This window comes from Bacillus sp. NPDC060175 (genome assembly GCF_042728695.1).
GTDB lineage: Bacteria > Bacillota > Bacilli > Bacillales > Bacillaceae_G > Bacillus_A.
This window is the reverse complement of sequence record NZ_JBHWYR010000086.1, coordinates 1-16,542: the sequence shown is the minus strand read 5'-3', so window position 1 is coordinate 16,542 and position 16,542 is coordinate 1. Positions and strand designations below refer to the sequence as shown.

Annotated in this window: 16 protein-coding genes, 2 pseudogenes and 1 other annotated feature; of the genes and pseudogenes, 7 read left to right on the top strand and 11 right to left on the bottom strand. The window is 34.9% G+C overall.

Annotated features, from left to right (window positions below):
* The first annotated feature begins 64 nt into the window (after positions 1-64).
* Positions 65-1,054: an aldo/keto reductase family protein gene (locus tag ACFWDE_RS26325; RefSeq protein ID WP_377895793.1), complete on the top strand. Its 990-nt coding sequence runs from the start codon at positions 65-67 to the stop codon at positions 1,052-1,054.
* Positions 1,055-1,130: 76 nt separating this feature from the next.
* Here ACFWDE_RS26325 and ACFWDE_RS26320 read toward each other — a convergent pair whose 3' ends face one another.
* Together ACFWDE_RS26320 and ACFWDE_RS26315 are read right to left on the bottom strand one after the other, a co-directional pair.
* Positions 1,131-2,030 carry a LysR substrate-binding domain-containing protein gene (locus ACFWDE_RS26320; RefSeq protein WP_002065604.1) on the bottom strand — a complete coding sequence of 300 codons (900 nt, stop codon included), beginning with the start codon at positions 2,028-2,030 and terminating at the stop codon, positions 1,131-1,133.
* A 64-nt stretch (positions 2,031-2,094) separates the two neighbouring features.
* Positions 2,095-2,323: pseudogene (locus tag ACFWDE_RS26315) on the bottom strand (cytidine/deoxycytidylate deaminase family protein); the annotation flags it as partial.
* Positions 2,324-2,707: 384 nt separating this feature from the next.
* On the opposite strand from ACFWDE_RS26315, the gene ACFWDE_RS26310 reads away from it, so the two are divergent.
* Positions 2,708-4,597 (top strand): YVTN family beta-propeller repeat protein, encoded by a 1,890-nt coding sequence (locus ACFWDE_RS26310; RefSeq protein ID WP_377895789.1) that lies wholly within the window; start codon positions 2,708-2,710, stop codon positions 4,595-4,597.
* Positions 4,598-4,904: 307 nt separating this feature from the next.
* On the opposite strand, the gene ACFWDE_RS26305 is transcribed toward ACFWDE_RS26310, so the two are convergent.
* The 4 genes from ACFWDE_RS26305 to ACFWDE_RS26290 all read right to left on the bottom strand — a co-directional run bounded on the left by ACFWDE_RS26305 (position 4,905) and on the right by ACFWDE_RS26290 (position 7,883).
* A complete protein-coding gene (locus tag ACFWDE_RS26305; protein WP_219918882.1) occupies positions 4,905-5,084 on the bottom strand; it encodes a hypothetical protein in 180 nt (59 codons plus the stop codon).
* Positions 5,085-5,156: 72 nt separating this feature from the next.
* Positions 5,157-6,140, bottom strand: a complete 984-nt coding sequence (locus ACFWDE_RS26300) for a sensor histidine kinase (RefSeq protein ID WP_219921045.1) — start codon at positions 6,138-6,140, stop codon at positions 5,157-5,159.
* Positions 6,137-6,844: a response regulator transcription factor gene (locus ACFWDE_RS26295; protein WP_377895786.1), complete on the bottom strand. Its 708-nt coding sequence runs from the start codon at positions 6,842-6,844 to the stop codon at positions 6,137-6,139. The genes ACFWDE_RS26300 and ACFWDE_RS26295 overlap by 4 nt, the downstream gene beginning before the upstream one ends.
* A 124-nt stretch (positions 6,845-6,968) precedes the next feature.
* Entirely contained in the window at positions 6,969-7,883 is a 915-nt protein-coding gene (locus ACFWDE_RS26290; protein WP_377895783.1) for an acetamidase/formamidase family protein, read from the bottom strand.
* A gap of 158 nt (positions 7,884-8,041) precedes the next feature.
* On the opposite strand from ACFWDE_RS26290, the gene ACFWDE_RS26285 reads away from it, so the two are divergent.
* Entirely contained in the window at positions 8,042-8,470 is a 429-nt protein-coding gene (locus tag ACFWDE_RS26285) for a cell wall hydrolase (protein WP_001128405.1), read from the top strand.
* A 61-nt stretch (positions 8,471-8,531) separates the two neighbouring features.
* On the opposite strand, the gene lysS is transcribed toward ACFWDE_RS26285, so the two are convergent.
* Together lysS and ACFWDE_RS26275 are read right to left on the bottom strand one after the other, a co-directional pair.
* A complete protein-coding gene (gene lysS / locus ACFWDE_RS26280) occupies positions 8,532-10,085 on the bottom strand; it encodes a lysine--tRNA ligase (RefSeq protein WP_377895780.1) in 1,554 nt (517 codons plus the stop codon).
* Between the two features lie 85 nt (positions 10,086-10,170).
* Positions 10,171-10,427, bottom strand: a binding site (T-box leader).
* 87 nt (positions 10,428-10,514) lie between these two features.
* The gene (locus tag ACFWDE_RS26275; RefSeq protein ID WP_377895777.1) at positions 10,515-10,682 is read right to left on the bottom strand and encodes a DUF2197 domain-containing protein; all 168 of its coding nucleotides are present in this window, start codon (positions 10,680-10,682) and stop codon (positions 10,515-10,517) included.
* A 147-nt stretch (positions 10,683-10,829) separates the two neighbouring features.
* Between ACFWDE_RS26275 and ACFWDE_RS26270 the strand changes: the two genes are divergently transcribed.
* Together ACFWDE_RS26270 and ACFWDE_RS26265 are read left to right on the top strand one after the other, a co-directional pair.
* Complete coding sequence (locus ACFWDE_RS26270; protein ID WP_377895774.1) at positions 10,830-11,732, top strand: SMP-30/gluconolactonase/LRE family protein; 903 nt, start codon at positions 10,830-10,832, stop codon at positions 11,730-11,732.
* Complete coding sequence (locus ACFWDE_RS26265) at positions 11,729-12,433, top strand: class I SAM-dependent methyltransferase (protein WP_377895770.1); 705 nt, start codon at positions 11,729-11,731, stop codon at positions 12,431-12,433. Before ACFWDE_RS26270 ends, ACFWDE_RS26265 begins: the two co-directional genes overlap by 4 nt.
* Positions 12,434-12,494: 61 nt before the next feature.
* Here the strand turns inward: ACFWDE_RS26265 and ACFWDE_RS26260 are convergent, their stop codons facing one another.
* Positions 12,495-13,421, bottom strand: coding sequence for an NADP-dependent oxidoreductase (locus tag ACFWDE_RS26260; RefSeq protein ID WP_377895768.1), 927 nt, complete (start codon positions 13,419-13,421; stop codon positions 12,495-12,497).
* Positions 13,422-13,656: 235 nt separating this feature from the next.
* Between ACFWDE_RS26260 and mleBCA the strand changes: the two genes are divergently transcribed.
* Positions 13,657-14,511: a BCA family alpha/beta fold macrolide esterase gene (gene mleBCA, locus ACFWDE_RS26255; protein WP_377895766.1), complete on the top strand. Its 855-nt coding sequence runs from the start codon at positions 13,657-13,659 to the stop codon at positions 14,509-14,511.
* Positions 14,512-14,606: 95 nt separating this feature from the next.
* Here the strand turns inward: mleBCA and ACFWDE_RS26250 are convergent, their stop codons facing one another.
* Entirely contained in the window at positions 14,607-14,942 is a 336-nt protein-coding gene (locus ACFWDE_RS26250; protein ID WP_377895764.1) for a hypothetical protein, read from the bottom strand.
* Positions 14,943-14,953: 11 nt separating this feature from the next.
* Entirely contained in the window at positions 14,954-16,123 is a 1,170-nt protein-coding gene (locus ACFWDE_RS26245; RefSeq protein WP_377895761.1) for a ParM/StbA family protein, read from the bottom strand.
* A 209-nt stretch (positions 16,124-16,332) separates the two neighbouring features.
* On the opposite strand from ACFWDE_RS26245, the pseudogene ACFWDE_RS26240 reads away from it, so the two are divergent.
* A pseudogene (locus ACFWDE_RS26240) lies at positions 16,333-16,542 on the top strand (hypothetical protein); the annotation flags it as partial.

The window sequence follows — 16,542 nt, the reverse complement described above, 5'->3', positions numbered from 1 at the left end:
ATATTATACATATTAAATTTCAGTTCTTATAATAAAGATATCATTTTTAAGGGGGGATTCTACAATGGAATTTAGCAAACTAGGAAACAGTGGATTAACAGTAAGTAAGATTGCATATGGGAACTGGATAAACCATGGTGGAAAAGTAAACGAAGATACTGCAAATGATTGTGTGAAAGCCGCACTAGATGTCGGAATTACAACGTTCGATACTGCTGATGTTTATTCGGACACTATCGCTGAGGAAGTACTTGGCCGATCTTTAAAAGGTATACGCCGAGAAAGTATAGAACTATGTACAAAAGTATGTCATCCGACTGGACCTGGAAAAAATGATCGTGGATTATCGCGAAAACATATTATAGAAAATTGTAATGCATCATTAAAACGGTTGCAGACAGACTACATTGATGTCTATTATGCACATAGATTTGATACAACAACTCCCCTTGAAGAAACGATGTTAGCTTTTGCTGATCTTGTAAGACAAGGTAAAGTCCTTTACTTAGGCGTAAGTGAGTGGACATCAGAACAAATCACCCGCGGTGCAGCACTTGCACGAGAATTGAACATTCCACTCATCGCTAGCCAACCTCAATATTCGATGTTGTGGCGAGTTATTGAAACTGATGTAATACCAACATGTCAACGTGAGGGACTTGGTCAAGTTGTTTGGTCTCCCCTTGCACAAGGTATTCTCACAGGAAAATATCAACCTGGTAAACCAATACCGAATCAATCACGTGCTAACTCTGATGCTGGTAAACCATTTTTTCAAAAACTCGTGCAACGTTGGATGAGTGATGATGTACTCACTGCAATTCAGAAACTTAATCCCATCGCGCAAGAAACTAATCTTACCTTATCTCAACTCGCTGTTGCTTGGGTACTACAAAATCCAGCTGTTTCCTCTGCAATTATTGGCGCATCAAATCCGGAGCAAATAAGAGAAAACGTAATTGCGTCTAGTGTTAAATTACAACCTGAAATTATGGATCAAATTGATGGTGTACTAAAAGGTTTCATTGAGTACGATCCGAGTAAAACAGGTTGAATCATCAGTGACTTTAAAATAAAAATAGAAGTTTCCCTTTCCAAATTCCCACTGCCCATCCTATCAAGATGGGCTTTTACTTTTCAAATTCAAATTGTGAAGTCGCATAAACCTCTCTAACAACAGTTAAGAAGTTCTCTAACACGACAGACTTTTCATCTTGTCTCCATCCAACATATAAATTTATTTTCGGTGTATTTTCTTGAATGTCTTTATACATGACACCCGATTTTTTATAACTTTCCACCGATGATGGAACGACAGAAATCCCCATTCCTGCTGCAACTAAATTCACAATCGTTTGCATTTGGATTGCCTCTTGAACAATATTTAAACTTACTCCATGTTCCCAAAAGTAACTAATAATTAAATCATAAAAGTTAGTACCGAAATGACGAGGAAATAAAATAAATGGTTCATCAACTAATGATTTCATTGAAATGTTAGGTAACGAAACTAAAGGATGATCTTGATGCAAAACTAATTTTAAACATTCTTCAGAACAAACTTCGGAAGCTAATATTTCATTATTCTGCTTGGAACGAATAAATCCAATATGAATTTGTTTTTCATATAGCGCTTTTATTTGCTGGTCTGTTGTCATCTCACGTAATATGAGCTGAATTTTAGGATACCGTTCTCGAAATGTTTTTAATATGTCTATAACTGTTTCTGTAGAATCAACAAAACCAATGATTAAATGTCCGGTTTTCCCTTCATTCGCGAGCTGTGTTTCTTTAATGGTTCTATCTACCTGCAGTAACGTTTGCCGCGCACCTTCTAAAAATATTTTCCCCGCGTCAGTAAGTTCAACCATTCTTTTTGTTCGATGAAAAAGTTGAACTCCTAATTCTTCTTCCAACTTTCGAATTTCTTGGCTTAAAGGCGGTTGTGCCATCATAAGACGTTCTGCCGCACGACTAAAGTTTAATTCTTCTGCCACTGTTATGAAATATCTCATTTTTCGAATATCCATTACAATACCCCCTACCATTAACAACTAACAAAGAATTCTCTTTTATTACTACAAATCATTTAGCTGAAAATAGCGAATTTTTCATTTCCGTATCAAACATTGCTTGTCCTGTATTGCGAATAGCATCTATCGCTGCATGAGCTGTTACGTCTTTTTGTGGATGCACTCTATTTCGGCCTTTTGCAATGACATTATAATTTTCATCAATAATAACTGCTCCTACTGGATATATGTTTTCTTTTAGCGCCTTTTCTGGCTATCTCCAAAAATAATCTGTCTCTCTCAAGATTCATATAAGTCCCCACCTTTTTAGTTGAAAACGCTTTACAAAATATCCCTTTAATTGAAACGTTAACTTCCTCTGGCAATAAAACTACTACAAAATGAAATTTAACTTTGACTGCTTTGGAGTATCTTCTCATAATTCAAATGAACTATTTCTAACTTTATAACAATTGCTTTCCCTCCGATGATTGCGTTATCCTATCAATACCTAAATACTGGATTTATCTTCATAAGAACTTCTCATTTTTTTCACATATACTTTAAAAAAGGAAACCATTTTTGAATCTCCTACATTAAATAATTATTAACACGCAAATATTTCCAACAAAAAACAAATCTAAACTCCAAAGAAGAATTTTATAATGAAATAAGTTTGCGAAAGGAAGTTTTTTATGAGTTCTAACAAAAAATCCAAGTCATCGGATCCGTGTGAAAAATTCCAACAACCTTGTTTTTCTTTTGTTTCCTCTTGTGATAACAATAATTGTTGCACACCTGTTTTCTTTTCGTTTGCTCAACAACAAGAATTATTACAAGTACTAAGCTTGTTAAATCAAGCTATTCTTTCCTTTTTCACAAAACCCAATCTGACAACTGCACACGTTCTTCAATCAGCGTTACAAGCAGTATATGATTTATTAACAACAGTACATCCAAATACTCCCCAAAAAGAATTAGTTCTACAAACCATACAAAAATTAATCAGTTCCATACCCAATGCATCTCTCACTCAAATATCAGCATTATTCCAATTTCTATTCAAAAACTTGTCTTCTCTTATTAGTTGTTCAAATATTTCGACTCCCTTGTTACAGCAGATATTTAACTTAATTTTACAAGGAGTCTTGAATAGTTCACTATTAAGCATTACTGGACCGACTGGACCGCAGGGTGTGCAAGGTATTCAGGGAACTGAAGGACCCGAAGGACCTACTGGATCACAAGGCGTGCAAGGTATTCAGGGAACTGAAGGACCTACTGGACCTACTGGACCACAAGGTGTGCAAGGTATTCAGGGAACTGAAGGACCTGAAGGACCTACTGGACCACAAGGCGTGCAAGGTATTCAGGGAGTTCCTGGGCCGCCAGGACCGACTGGTTCGGGGACAGGAATGGGAGTTCCTGGGCCGCCAGGACCTACTGGACCACAAGGTGTGCAAGGTATTCAGGGAACTGAAGGGCCCGAAGGACCTACTGGATCACAAGGTGTGCAAGGTATTCAAGGACCTGAAGGACCTGAAGGACCTACTGGATCACAAGGCGTGCAAGGTATTCAGGGAACTGAAGGACCTGAAGGACCTATTGGACCACAAGGCGTGCAAGGTATTCAAGGGCCACCAGGAGAATGTGAGTGCCCAACTGGTCCTGTATGTAATTTCCTTGTTTATGCTACAAACGCCGGAGCCATTGATGATCCAACAAATGATACTGTTTCTGTTATTAATTCTGGTACAAATACAGTTGTCGCTACTATTACTGTAGGAAATGCTCCACTTGAAGTAGCAGTATCACCTAATGGGACTCGTGCTTATGTTTCAAACATTTTTTCTAATACTGTTTCTGTTATTGATACCGCAACCAACACAGTTGTTACTACCATTCCTGTTGGAATCAATCCAATTGGTGTAGCTGTTTCTCCAGATGGAACAACTGTTTATATTGGAAATCATGGTAGTAATACTGTTTCTGTTATTAATGCCGCAACCAACGCAGTTGTTGCTACTATCCCTGTTGGAATCAATCCACAAGGAATCACATTTAATCCCATTGGTACTCTTGCTTATGTTGCAAACGAATTAAGTAATACAATTTCCGTTATTGATACTGCTACCAATACAGTTATCGCTACTATCCCTGTCGGCATCCGCCCTAGAATAATTGTCTTTACACCAGATGGAACTCTTGCTTACGTCACAAATCAAGCTAGTAATACTGTTTCTGTTATTGATACTTTTACTGATACAGTTATTACTACAATTAACGTAGGCGTCGAGCCTGTTGGTATAGCTATTACACCGGATGGAACTCGGATTTACGTTGTGAATAAAGTTAGTAATACTGTTTCTGTAATAAGTACGTTGACAAACACTGTAATTGATATCATTCCTGTTGCACTATCTCCTGATCAAGTAACCATCATACCAGATGGGACTCGTGCCTATGTTACAAATCAAGCTAGTAATACTGTTTCTGTTATTGATATTATTACTAATACCGTTATCGATACTATCCCAGTAGGTACTGCTCCAACTGGGATAGCAACCGGAACTATTTGCGAATAATATAAAGAACAGAGAGACACGGATGGTTTTTATTAGTATCGATGTGGTATGCTATATTCTTTCTTTAACTACGTTTGAACAACTATAGTAAAACTTAATATTCTGTCAAATACAAGGGTGACATGATTGTATTTCTCCACTCTCCCTTGAAGATGAGCAATTAGCTTTTGCTAGTTGCTCTTTTTCTTATTAGCCCTGTTACTATTTAATAAGGTAAGCATATAATATGGATATAGGACACGTTCACTCATATGCCCTCACATTGAAAGAGGGTATTTTTTATTACATATTAAACTAACGCTTTTGTTCAAATTCCATTTAGCTTTTTCAAATTTATTGCTGACTCTCCCCAAAAACCTACGATGAATTCAACATTCATATTCTGCACTTGTCCCTCTGTATATTCGTAAAAGTCCATTGCTCCACGTTGCGCAAATCTTTCTGCATACTCATCTTCCTTTACAGGTACAGAAACTATAAAACTCATATGTTCGTTATATTTGTGGTACAAAACAAGGCTAAAAAGCTTATCTCCAAAGTTCCTTAGCCTAAATCACTTTTACACATTACAAAATTTAATTCGTACAACGGTACCTTTACCAACTTCTGAATGGATTTCCACACTATGTCCTAATTGTTTTGTAATTTCATATACAAGATATAGCCCCATTCCTGTTGATTCTTTAAAATCTCTACCGTTTTCTCCTGTAAAGAAAGGTTTAAATACTCTTGGTAAATCTTGCTTCGGTATCCCTACGCCACTATCAATAATTTCAAGTACGACTGTATTACCTTCCTTACATGCTTTCACTTTAATCTTTTCTCTACTACCTGATGAATATTTAATCGCATTTGATATAATTTGTCCAATTAAAAATTGTAACCATTTCGCATCACTTTCTACAGTAATACCCTTGTCAATTTCAAGCTCTGGATATACAAAATTCCGAATGAAAAAGCGTTTATGTTCATGCACGGAATCATTCACTATTTTATGTAGTTGTACTCTTTCTACATAAAAATCTTGTGTAAATGCTTCTAAACGCGCGACATACAAAGCCATCTCTAACCCCTTTTTCAACCTATCTGTTTCCTCATTAATACTTTCAAAACGTGAATCCACTTCATCCTGTGTAATTAATTCTATTACAGATAAAGGTGTTTTCATTTGATGAATCCACTGATTCATAAAGGTTAAATGATCATTATTTTTTCTCTCTTGTAACTGGAGCTGATTTTGATAATGGCGATATTGCACCTCGAGCAGATCTTGGAGAGCAGTAGACAAAACTGCAAAATCAGATTTTTGAACAGATTCATCCAAAGATTGCATCGGATTTGCTAAGCGTTCATAGAAAGAACGATGTGTAAAGTAACGAAAAACTAAATAACTTATCATAAAAAAAGCACCTAAAAACATTGCATATAATGCCGTTGTAATGTGGTTATGCCCATCAAACCAATATACGAGGAATATAGCTAGTAGTTGGATTGCTGTAAAACAAATGAGTGGTATATGATCACGTATAAACAGCTTTATCATTTTTCCATACCATTACCCCAAGTAATATGTAATCTATATCCAACACTACGAATTGTTTCAATTGCTCCTTCAATATGTAACGTTTTTAACTTTTTACGCACACGTGTGGTATTTACACTTAATGTATTATCATCAACATAGGATTCACTATCCCATAATTTATTTAATAACACTTCTCTACTCACAACACGTGGATAGTTTTTCATTAACATCTCTAATAAAATGGCTTCGTTTCTCGTTATATCAATTTCTTGGTTTCTAAGCTTTAATACAAGTCTTTCGGGATATAAACAAAGACCTTGTTGCTCAACCATACGTTCTTCTAGTTTCGGTGCATAATCTCCGTAAGCACGTCTTAAATGACTACGAATTTTCGCCATTACAACTTCATAGTGGAACGGTTTCGAAATAAAATCATCGCCACCATTTTCTAATGCCATAACTTGATCCATCGTACCTTCGCGAGCCGAAATAAATAAAATCGGACATGTAGAAACCGCACGAATTTGACGACACCAATAATAACCATCAAAACTTGGTAAATTAATATCTAATAAAACTAACTCTGGTTGTTCTTCTAAAAATATGTCTAACACATTTTGAAAATCCGATACAATAATTCCTTGGTAACCATATTTCGCAACATATGTTGATAATAGCTCCGCAATTTTCATATCATCTTCTACAATCATAATTTTGACCATTATTGAACTCCTTTTAATTCACAATCTCAAATATACTTATACAAAATAAATACTACCTCTTTTTATTTAATCCGTAAATTAAAAAAGGATACTTTTATAAAACAGCATCCTTCTACTATTATTCTTATTTAATATTAAATTTACTCCAATTAAAACCCAGCTTCTCCACATAGTCCATTCTTAGTTCCATCCGTGTCGTTTTTAGTGGATCCACAACTTGGCAAACTTTTAAATTACCCGCTGCTGATAATAAAAGAGTTGCATCAGCTTTAGCCATTTCTAATTCTTCATGTAAAAATGTCACCATATTATGTACAGCACGATTCGCTGCATCGTCTAACAATTTCTCTGAAGCAATCGTCATTATTTTTTCTTTTTGGATAGCCATCGGTAGTGGCCATTGCTTTCCTTTTATAATTTGAACTGTTACAGTTACTTCCCCAGCGACTTCGACTCCACTTACACCAATTTCACCGTCACCCATCGCAGCATGTAAATCACCTAACGCTAATAGTGCCCCAGGTACATTGACTGGTAATAGTAATGTTGTTCCTTCTTTTATCTCTTTACAATCCATATTCCCACCGTGATTATGCGGTGTACCGCATGAAATACTCTCTTCTTTAGGGGCCGTGCCAATGACACCAATCATCGGATTAATTGGTATTTGTAGTTCATCCGAAAATATTACATGCTCATTTTGGATTGGAACAATTTTCACTGTATTTTCATTTAGCTCATTACCCATTACACCAAGGTTCGCACCTGTAGTTAAAACACCCTGCTCTGAAATTTTAATCTTTTCAATCATTACGACTAATATATCACCAGGTTCTGCTCCTTTAATATATACAGGGCCAGTCGCTGGATTAATTCGATTCCAATCTAGTTCTTGAAATACGACATTTTCCGAATCAATTTGATTTTCAAAGCAGTCGTACGTTTCAAATACAATCCGACTCCCAGTGTCTACTTCTATACATGGCTCATTATTTGGTGACATTGCATAAATGATATGTTCTTTATGAATACGATACATACTACCTCTCCCTTTTCATTATTATCTTCTATAACTAATTAGCTCTAATTCATACAAGTTCCTCTTGAAATTCAAAGATATTTTCATGTAAAAAAGCACTTAGCTTATTTTAAAACATACAATCTTTACTATAAGAGCTAAAGAAAGGTGGTATCACTATGCCCCTTATTCCATACAACGAAAGTGACGTTGATTTACTAGCACGTTTAATCCGTGCTGAAGCTGAGGGCGAAGGACGACAAGGTGAACAACTTGTTGGCTGCGTTGTCGTAAATCGTGTGTTTTGTGATTGTTTAGATTTTAAAGAGCTTCGATCTGTGCGTGATGCAGTATATCAAAGCCCTGGCGGATTCGAAGCGGTTCAATACGGATACTTTTATCAACGTGCCCGTGAATCAGAAAAAGAAATCGCAAGAAAAGTTTTACAAGGTGAATGGCGCTGGCCAGCACGATGGGCTCTTTGGTATTTCCGTCCAGTCGGAGCTTGCCCACCCGAGTGGTATAATCAGCCGTTTGCAGGGCAATTTAAAAGCCATTGCTTTTACGAACCACGTGGTGATGAATGCCCAAAAATGTATTCACGATAGCAAAAATTAAGCAACGCAAGTACTTATTCTTTTGAGTACTTGCGTTATTTTTTAATGTACTTTAGAAATCTAATAATGTGACGAATTTTCTGGCGCCTACCACATGTATTAATAAAGGTATACGTGGACCACTTGATTGATTCATAATGAGCCTATATATAATGGTAAATAATTGTTTTTGATTTTCTTTCATTATTTTTTTATTTTCATGATGACAAATCGGATACAATTGTTCCATTAAGTTAGAATAATCTTTATTAGAACGAAGTATTTTACAAACTTCTACTAGCCATTTTTTCTGCCTTTCATCTAATGTGTTATAAAACTCCGTATTTTTCTCTTGATTTACCGCAATTAATTTTTCAGATTGAAAGTTTCTTATCCAATGCTCTGCACGATTACTTATCGCTACCATTTCAGGTAATCCATAGCTCCTATCTATTTTCTCTAATATATCTTGTAAAATAGATGAATCAAAATTTAATAACGGTAAAGTTCCTGCTACTTGATTAAACTTTGGATATTCTTTAAATCGGCTATCAAGTCTAGAAAGTTTAATTGCATCAAATAACTCTTCATTTTTGAGCGTTTTATTTTCATAACTGTCCTTCAGTCGTTCATACTCTGTATAATTTCGAATCACATCTTCATCAAGGCCGATATGAAAAGCTGCGCCCGGCTTATATTTTGCAAACACAAAAAGAATTACTTCTGATAAATACACTTTTAATAAGTCGCTAGGTGTAATACTATTCCCTAAAGAACTGGACATTTTTTCATGATGCCCTTTAATTCCAATGAAATCATAAGCAATGTAATGAGGAGCTTCATAATTGAATATTTTCCTTGCAATTTCTTTTGATACATTATAACTACCCGTTTCCGATGAATGATCTCTTCCGCCCGGTTCGAAAATAACATCTTCTATCATCCATCTCATCGGCCAATCGATTTTCCAATTCAGTTTCATTTTATTTGTATTTAATACCGATAATTCATTTTGATTTCCACATTCACAGTCATACCGAACTGTTTTTAATGTTTCATCAAAATGTGTAATAGTTGTTGCATCTTTCCCGCACCTCTCACAATATATCGTAACTGGATAAAAGTTTTCTCTATCTTCTTCTCGGTGTACTCCTGTTTTAAAATCCATGAAAATATCATATATTTCTTTCCTTTTATACAAAGCCTCTAATATGTTTCCGTTATACCTTCCGCTTCTATATTCAGCATGTTGATAAATGAATTCTACTTCAATTCCAAATGCTTGGAGCGATTTTTCAAACTCTTTTTCAAAATGCTCTGCATACGAGTCATGACATCCATACGGATCTGGAATATCAGAGTATGGCATACCAAGATACCTTGCAAAAGATGGATCAATATTTTGGGGAACTTTTCTAAACCTGTCATAATCATCCCATGAAAAGATAAAACGAGTCTTCTTCCCTAAATCTTGAAGTGCCTTTACAACGAAATAAGTCGTTACTATTTCACGGAAGTTTCCAATATGAACAGAACCAGATGGACTAATTCCAGATGCACAAACAAAAGTTTCTTTATTTGGATGTTTTCTAATTAATTCATGTGCTACTTCATATGCCCAATGCATATGCCACTCACCTCAATTGTATTTTTTGTTTTCACATTTTCAGTTTTTATAAAACAAAAAAACTCCCACCCCCAAGATTTTTCATCTTGAGGACGAGAGTTATTAGCTTCGCGGTACCACCTCAGTTTGTTAATACGTCACCATATTAACCTTTTCAGGTACGGCAAACTATGCTTATACCCTATCTCTATAACGGGAGAACCCGTCGCACCATCCCTAAATAAATTAGTTCCTTGCGCAGCTCCAAGTCTTTTTTCATTAAGATGTATACCGCTCTTTCTCAGCTACCAGAGCTCTCTGTACGTATTCTTTCTTAACTACTCTTCTCTTCAATACCATTTTAATTATTAGTTTTTACATATGATAATTTATAATATATATATTGTCAAATTTTTCTGAACCCATGTTAATCAAACATTTTTTCACTATCTAAAAAAAATGTTTGATTGCTTCTAATTGTATCTTGTGACTGCACTCATCACAACAATATGCCCCTTTTCGTTTCTCCTTAAATCGCTTATACTTTTCACTTCCTTCATATACGCGACATACATTTTTACATGAGAAGCAAATAATTTCATAAAACATCATATGCATTTTCCTCCCCATAGTTATACGCTATTTTCGGATTATTTGAGAAGGTATTCTTTTTTATAAGTACATCTTTATTTCAATCCAACAAAAGGTTTACCTCCATTTTTATCGAATTTTATATGTATCTTTATAGGATAGAGGTGAATCATATTGATTAGAAATATAGAATTAATTGTTGATGCAAAGTCTAGCTTAGCTGAAGGCCCTTGCTGGAATGAGAAAAAACAAATTTTATATTGGGTTGATATTATTGAAAAGAAATTATGCCTTTATAATCCCGTTAATAATACAAACCGAGTGATAACTTTTGACCAACAGATTGGTTGCGTTGTTCCATATTTAGATAATATAGTACTTTTAGCTATGGAAAGAGGCTTTTACTCTCTTAATCTAAATACAGAAAAACTTACGCATATATATGATCCTGAACCACATTTATTAGAAAATCGTTTTAATGACGGGAAATGCGATCCAGCTGGCCGTTTTTGGGCTGGCACTACAGACTTATACGGCATTAATGCAGCTGGTTCCTTGTATTGCTTACATAATAATTTCACCGTAGAGAAAAAAGTTTCACATGTGAATACTTCAAACGGAATCGCTTGGTCATCTGATCATACATACCTTTACTTTATAGATACACCTACTAAAAAAGTGGTTCGCTATCATTATGATATATATACTGGAGAAATTCGTAATCCAAGTGATGTAATCATTTTTTCTGAAAATGACGGTCTACCTGATGGTATGACAATTGATGAAGAAGGTTGTTTATGGATTGCACATTGGGGAGGTTCAAAAGTAACTAGATGGAATCCCTCTACTGGAGAACAAATATTAAGTATTCCAATTCCAGCGTTATATGTAACATCATGTACATTTGGAGGACCTAATTTAACAGATTTGTATGTTACAACAGCCAGAACAAGAATGACGGATGACGGATTAAAAGAGTATCCACATGCTGGTGGTATTTTTCGAATTCAAACAAATGTTAAAGGTTGTCCAACCTACTCATTTCACCATGAAACTATTGGAGCTGAAACACTATGAACAGAATCGATTACATAAGACAAGAAGAAAAGAAATATCACGATCTTTGCTATGAACAATATAAATTATTCGAAGCGGGATCTTGGCTTTATAAACCTGTTAAAATAGTTATGAACATGCTGAACTATTTTGAAGGACAGAAAGACCTACAAATACTTGACCTTGGCTCTGGTGTCGGTAGAAACAGTATTCCGATTGCACAAAAAATAATGAATAGTGGCGGCACTGTTACTTGTGTTGATCTACTTGATTCAGCTTTAAAGAAGTTACAAATTTATAGCAAAGAACATGGTGTATTTGAATACATAAAAACGGAAGAATCAGCAATTGAAGACTACTATATTCCCTTTAATACTTATAACTACATCGTTGCAGTATCAAGTTTAGAACATGTGAAATCAGAAGAAGACTTTAAGAAAGTGCTTCACTCTATGAAAATTGGCACGAAAATTGGCGGTATTAACTGTTTAATAATCAACTCTAACATTCAAGAGATTGACTTGGAAACGAATCAAAAATTAGATGCGTTAGTTGAAATTAATCTTCCTACTAAAGAAATGATATGGACACTAAAAAGCGTTTATTCTGAATGGCAAAAAATAAAAGTTGGAATAAAGAGTTTATCGTATGATATTGTACGTAACGGAAAAAGCATTAAATTAAAAACGAATGCGATTACTTATGTCGTTCAAAAATTATAGTGTATGCGAGTGGGGACAATCTTTATTTTATCCAGTCACCACTCGCATATTTATGTAAAGTTCATTCCATTTTAATTACAATTTTCCCTCTAGTATGCTGACTTTCACTTAAAATATGAGCTTCTCTAACTCCTTCTTCATTAAACGGTACAACTTTACTAATGATTGGTTTGATTTTTTCTGCCTGAATCAAACCTGATAATTCGTCTAATAGATTTCCACTTGGTTTTAACCATAAAAAACCTGATTTTATTCCCTTTACTTCATGAAGCGGTTCATGGACGATAGAGATTAGGACGCCACCAGATTTAATAACTTGAAAACTTTTTTCTTGTACTTCTCCACCAATTGTATCTAATACAATATCGAAATCTGGTAGTAACTCTTCAAATTTATCTTTTTTATAGTCAATAACGAGATCAGCCCCTAAGGACTTTAAAAATTCTTCATTTTTACTACTTGCAGTTGTTGCGACAAAAGCTCCAAATGATTTCGCAATTTGAATTGCAATACTTCCTACTCCACCAGCACCAGCATGAATGAATACTCGGTCATTTTCTTTTATTTGTGCATAATCTACAAGGCTTTGCCAAGCTGTAAGCCCTGCGAGGGGTATAGATGCTGCTTCTTCAAAACTAAGATTATTTGGCATGTGAGCTACTAAATCTGATTTTACTGTAATGTACTCAGCATAAGAGCCTTTTCCTATATTTTCAGGTTTCGTAAATACTTTATCCCCTATTTTGAAAGAATCCACATCTTCTCCAACTTCTTCAACTACTCCAGCAACATCTAATCCTAATGTAATTGGAAATGAAAATCGCAACTTTTCTTGTAAGTCTCCCTTTCTTATTTTCCAATCAACAGGATTGACAGATGTTGCGTGTATGCGTATTAATACTTCATTACATTTAACAACCGGCTTTGGAACTTGTCTTTCTTGTAATTCTTCAACACTACCATATTGATTAATAACAATTGCTCTCATTTCCTCTCCTCCTTGTTGTTTATTTTAATCACTTACGATTATTTTTCGAAATATTTTGTTTTGGTTGAAAATAAATATATTTGGAAGTGCTATGTATGTTACTCTACTAACTAAGAGTCCAGAGTACAAAAAACATTTACCTTACTTTCATACAATCTAATTTTCAGTTAAGAAAAACGCAAAGTTATACCTTCTTTATTTGGTAATGAACTTTAATTGGAACGGAGAGTGTTCTATGAGTGAGCAAGTATTCAAGGTAAACGGTATTGATATATGTACAGAAAGCTTTGGTAACCCTAATAACCCAGCAATTTTATTAATTATGGGGGCTACATGCTCAATGGTTTATTGGGATGAAGAATTTTGTGAAAGGTTGGCTAGTACAGGAAGGTTTGTCATTCGCTTTGATAACCGTGATGTTGGGCGCTCTGTTACATATGAACCTGGGACTTCCAATTACACTGTAGCAGACCTCGCTGAAGATGCAATCGGGGTACTCGATGCATATCATATTGACAAGGCACACCTTCTGGGCATGTCATTAGGAGGTATGATTGCTCAAATTGCTGCAGTAAAACATCCAGAAAGAATTTTGTCCTTAACATTACTAGCAACAAGCGTTATTGGATCTGATAACAATACTCGTGATTTGCCTCCAATGGACGAAAGAATTTTGACACATCATGCTAATGGTGCGAATTTAGATTGGACAAATAAAGATGTTATAGCGAAATATTTAGTTACAGGATCACGTCTACTCTGTGGATCAAAGCGTATATTTGATGAAGCAAGAACTTTGAAACAAGTAAAGCAAGAAATAGAACGTGCTAACAATTTATTAAGCATGTTTAACCATGCCCTCCTTACAGGTGATGATTCTTATGAAGGTATACTCAAGTCATTACTAGTACCTACTTTAGTAATTCATGGTACGGACGATACGGCTCTTCCACTTGAACATGGACTCGCACTTATTGATGAAATTCCGAACGCAAAACTAATAACCCTTGAAGGTTCAGGACATGAGAATCATCCCGATGACTGGGCCGAAATTATTAAAACAGTTTCAAAACATACATCTAAAATATAAGATAAAAACAACTAATAGAAATAGTGATACAATTACAAAAGCCCATCACTGCATTTATATGTATAGTGATGGGCTCTACCTATGATTTTCTATGTTCAAAAGAATGGGCAATCTAATTGATCAACAGATTCCCACGATTTTTTTTTTACATTTCCGGTGGATTTACTATTTTCTAGTGGTACGTTTTTAAACGGATTCATTTCAACTTTTAATAGAGATGATGGTTCTACATATAAAGAAAAAACATGGCTACTTGGCAAGGTTTTCGATACATCAATATCTCCTACTTGTTTAAATAATTGCTGGGCTGCAAAGAAAAAGAAATTAGTTGGATTAGATTGTTTATTAAGCCAAGCAATCATTTCAGGCGATACTGATTTATTAATATTAATTTTCACTCGATCACCACGTTTATATCGCCTAGATCGCATACATCCACCAACTAACTTATCGTTAAGTTTGTAAACCCTAACTCTTTTTGCTTATGCTCTCTATATTTTGGCGAACATGTATATACTAATAACCCACGTGCATTTGTAAATAACGGGTTATCTACAAAAATTACATTTTTCAAGCGTCCTTTTTGTTTCAAAATCATTTTTAAGCTATTTTTAATAATAACTGCGCCCCCACCATAAATAAATACATATGGATCGTCTTTCATATCATCAATTTTGTTAATAATATCCGTTGCGACACGTGCTGCTAAACCTAAAAACGCTGGTTGTGATTCCTCAACTAACAATGCATTTCTTGGGTGCTTTTCATTTAAATAAATTTGGTTAAATTCTGTAATACTATCAATTGTTTTCGTAGGATATTTCCGATTCCACCTCGTAATAATTTGTAGTAACGTTTCTTTTACACCGTACGATAATCCTTTACTTAATTGCGGACGAAAATTTACCCCTAATGAAACAACTTCTTCCGTTGTCCCCGCGCCAATATCAAAAGACAATAAAGTTTTATCTACAAAATCAATTTCTGAAACTTGATTTTGTTCACATTCTATTTTATGTTTCACAACATTTCCTTCCTCATCATATACAATCCCCCACGTCCCAGAAGCGCCTTCAGGTAGACATTTACAAAACTCAATAGAAACATTAATCGTAACATCGCGCCCATTCGGATAATGAAAAATGACCTTGTGATTACCCATATACCGTTTCGCATTTTCAGCAGCGATTTCCTGTGTAATAAGTTGCATTGGAAGAGCCACCGATAAATCATAACGAATATTAATATGACTTGAAGTTGGACTTTGACGCATAGCACTTATCGCTAATCCTGAAAGGATTGTAATAACCATCAACTCATCAGTAGATTTATTTGATTTCTTCTCCACTTCAGTACCTTTTAATTGATCTTGAATCACTTTTTCTCCAACGATGTATCGTACATTATTGAACATTAGCGATGGAGAACTAATGGTCACATCAATGTGATTCTCTAATTCTGACGATGAAACATCACTCTCATCTAACAACCCCGTAGGCTCACCTATATATAAAGAATAAATACTCGGAATAAAAATAGGTTCCTGCCCTTTCACCATTAACTTCAAACCATTATTTCCTGCATCTGCACCAGCTTTTAAAAGAATAGACATAACTACCCCCTAATTTAATCTGACATCCCTTCCAAATATATGCGAGCCCATTCTTTTACATTCAAATGTAATGTAATTTTTTCTTCATCCTTTAAACAAAATATCACAAATATTCATTTTTCGTGTAAAAAGTATTTGACATGAAAATTTTCCAATTTTATACTATGGTTGTAAAGATTTTTTGACAATGGTGGAGGTGCAATTATATATTGAATACTAAAAAGATTATTTTTGTAATCATTGTTTTATCGTTAATCGTGATACTCGGACATGGCGCATACAAATACGCAACTGAAGGTTCAATTTTGGGTGGAACGATTTTCGCTGCTTCTTTAATACTTAGTAATTTAATTAATCATATTACATGGGGAGATCCAAACGGAGTATCGGAAGAAAGTCAAGATGAGATGGGACAACAA

Excerpts from the sequence above, each read along its gene's own strand:
- ACFWDE_RS26285 (WP_001128405.1), top strand. The coding sequence starts at position 8,042 with ATGCCCCTTATTCCATACAACGAAAGTGACGTTGATTTACTAGCACGT.
- ACFWDE_RS26325 (WP_377895793.1), top strand. The coding sequence starts at position 65 with ATGGAATTTAGCAAACTAGGAAACAGTGGATTAACAGTAAGTAAGATT.
- ACFWDE_RS26245 (WP_377895761.1), bottom strand. The coding sequence starts at position 16,123 with ATGTCTATTCTTTTAAAAGCTGGTGCAGATGCAGGAAATAATGGTTTG.
- ACFWDE_RS26250 (WP_377895764.1), bottom strand. The coding sequence starts at position 14,942 with ATGCGATCTAGGCGATATAAACGTGGTGATCGAGTGAAAATTAATATT.
- mleBCA (WP_377895766.1), top strand. The coding sequence starts at position 13,657 with ATGAGTGAGCAAGTATTCAAGGTAAACGGTATTGATATATGTACAGAA.
- ACFWDE_RS26275 (WP_377895777.1), bottom strand. The coding sequence starts at position 10,682 with ATGCATATGATGTTTTATGAAATTATTTGCTTCTCATGTAAAAATGTA.
- lysS (WP_377895780.1), bottom strand. The coding sequence starts at position 10,085 with ATGCATTGGGCATATGAAGTAGCACATGAATTAATTAGAAAACATCCA.
- ACFWDE_RS26265 (WP_377895770.1), top strand. The coding sequence starts at position 11,729 with ATGAACAGAATCGATTACATAAGACAAGAAGAAAAGAAATATCACGAT.
- ACFWDE_RS26260 (WP_377895768.1), bottom strand. The coding sequence starts at position 13,421 with ATGAGAGCAATTGTTATTAATCAATATGGTAGTGTTGAAGAATTACAA.
- ACFWDE_RS26320 (WP_002065604.1), bottom strand. The coding sequence starts at position 2,030 with ATGGATATTCGAAAAATGAGATATTTCATAACAGTGGCAGAAGAATTA.
- ACFWDE_RS26290 (WP_377895783.1), bottom strand. The coding sequence starts at position 7,883 with ATGTATCGTATTCATAAAGAACATATCATTTATGCAATGTCACCAAAT.
- ACFWDE_RS26295 (WP_377895786.1), bottom strand. The coding sequence starts at position 6,844 with ATGGTCAAAATTATGATTGTAGAAGATGATATGAAAATTGCGGAGCTA.
- ACFWDE_RS26310 (WP_377895789.1), top strand. The coding sequence starts at position 2,708 with ATGAGTTCTAACAAAAAATCCAAGTCATCGGATCCGTGTGAAAAATTC.
- ACFWDE_RS26305 (WP_219918882.1), bottom strand. The coding sequence starts at position 5,084 with ATGAGTTTTATAGTTTCTGTACCTGTAAAGGAAGATGAGTATGCAGAA.
- ACFWDE_RS26300 (WP_219921045.1), bottom strand. The coding sequence starts at position 6,140 with ATGATAAAGCTGTTTATACGTGATCATATACCACTCATTTGTTTTACA.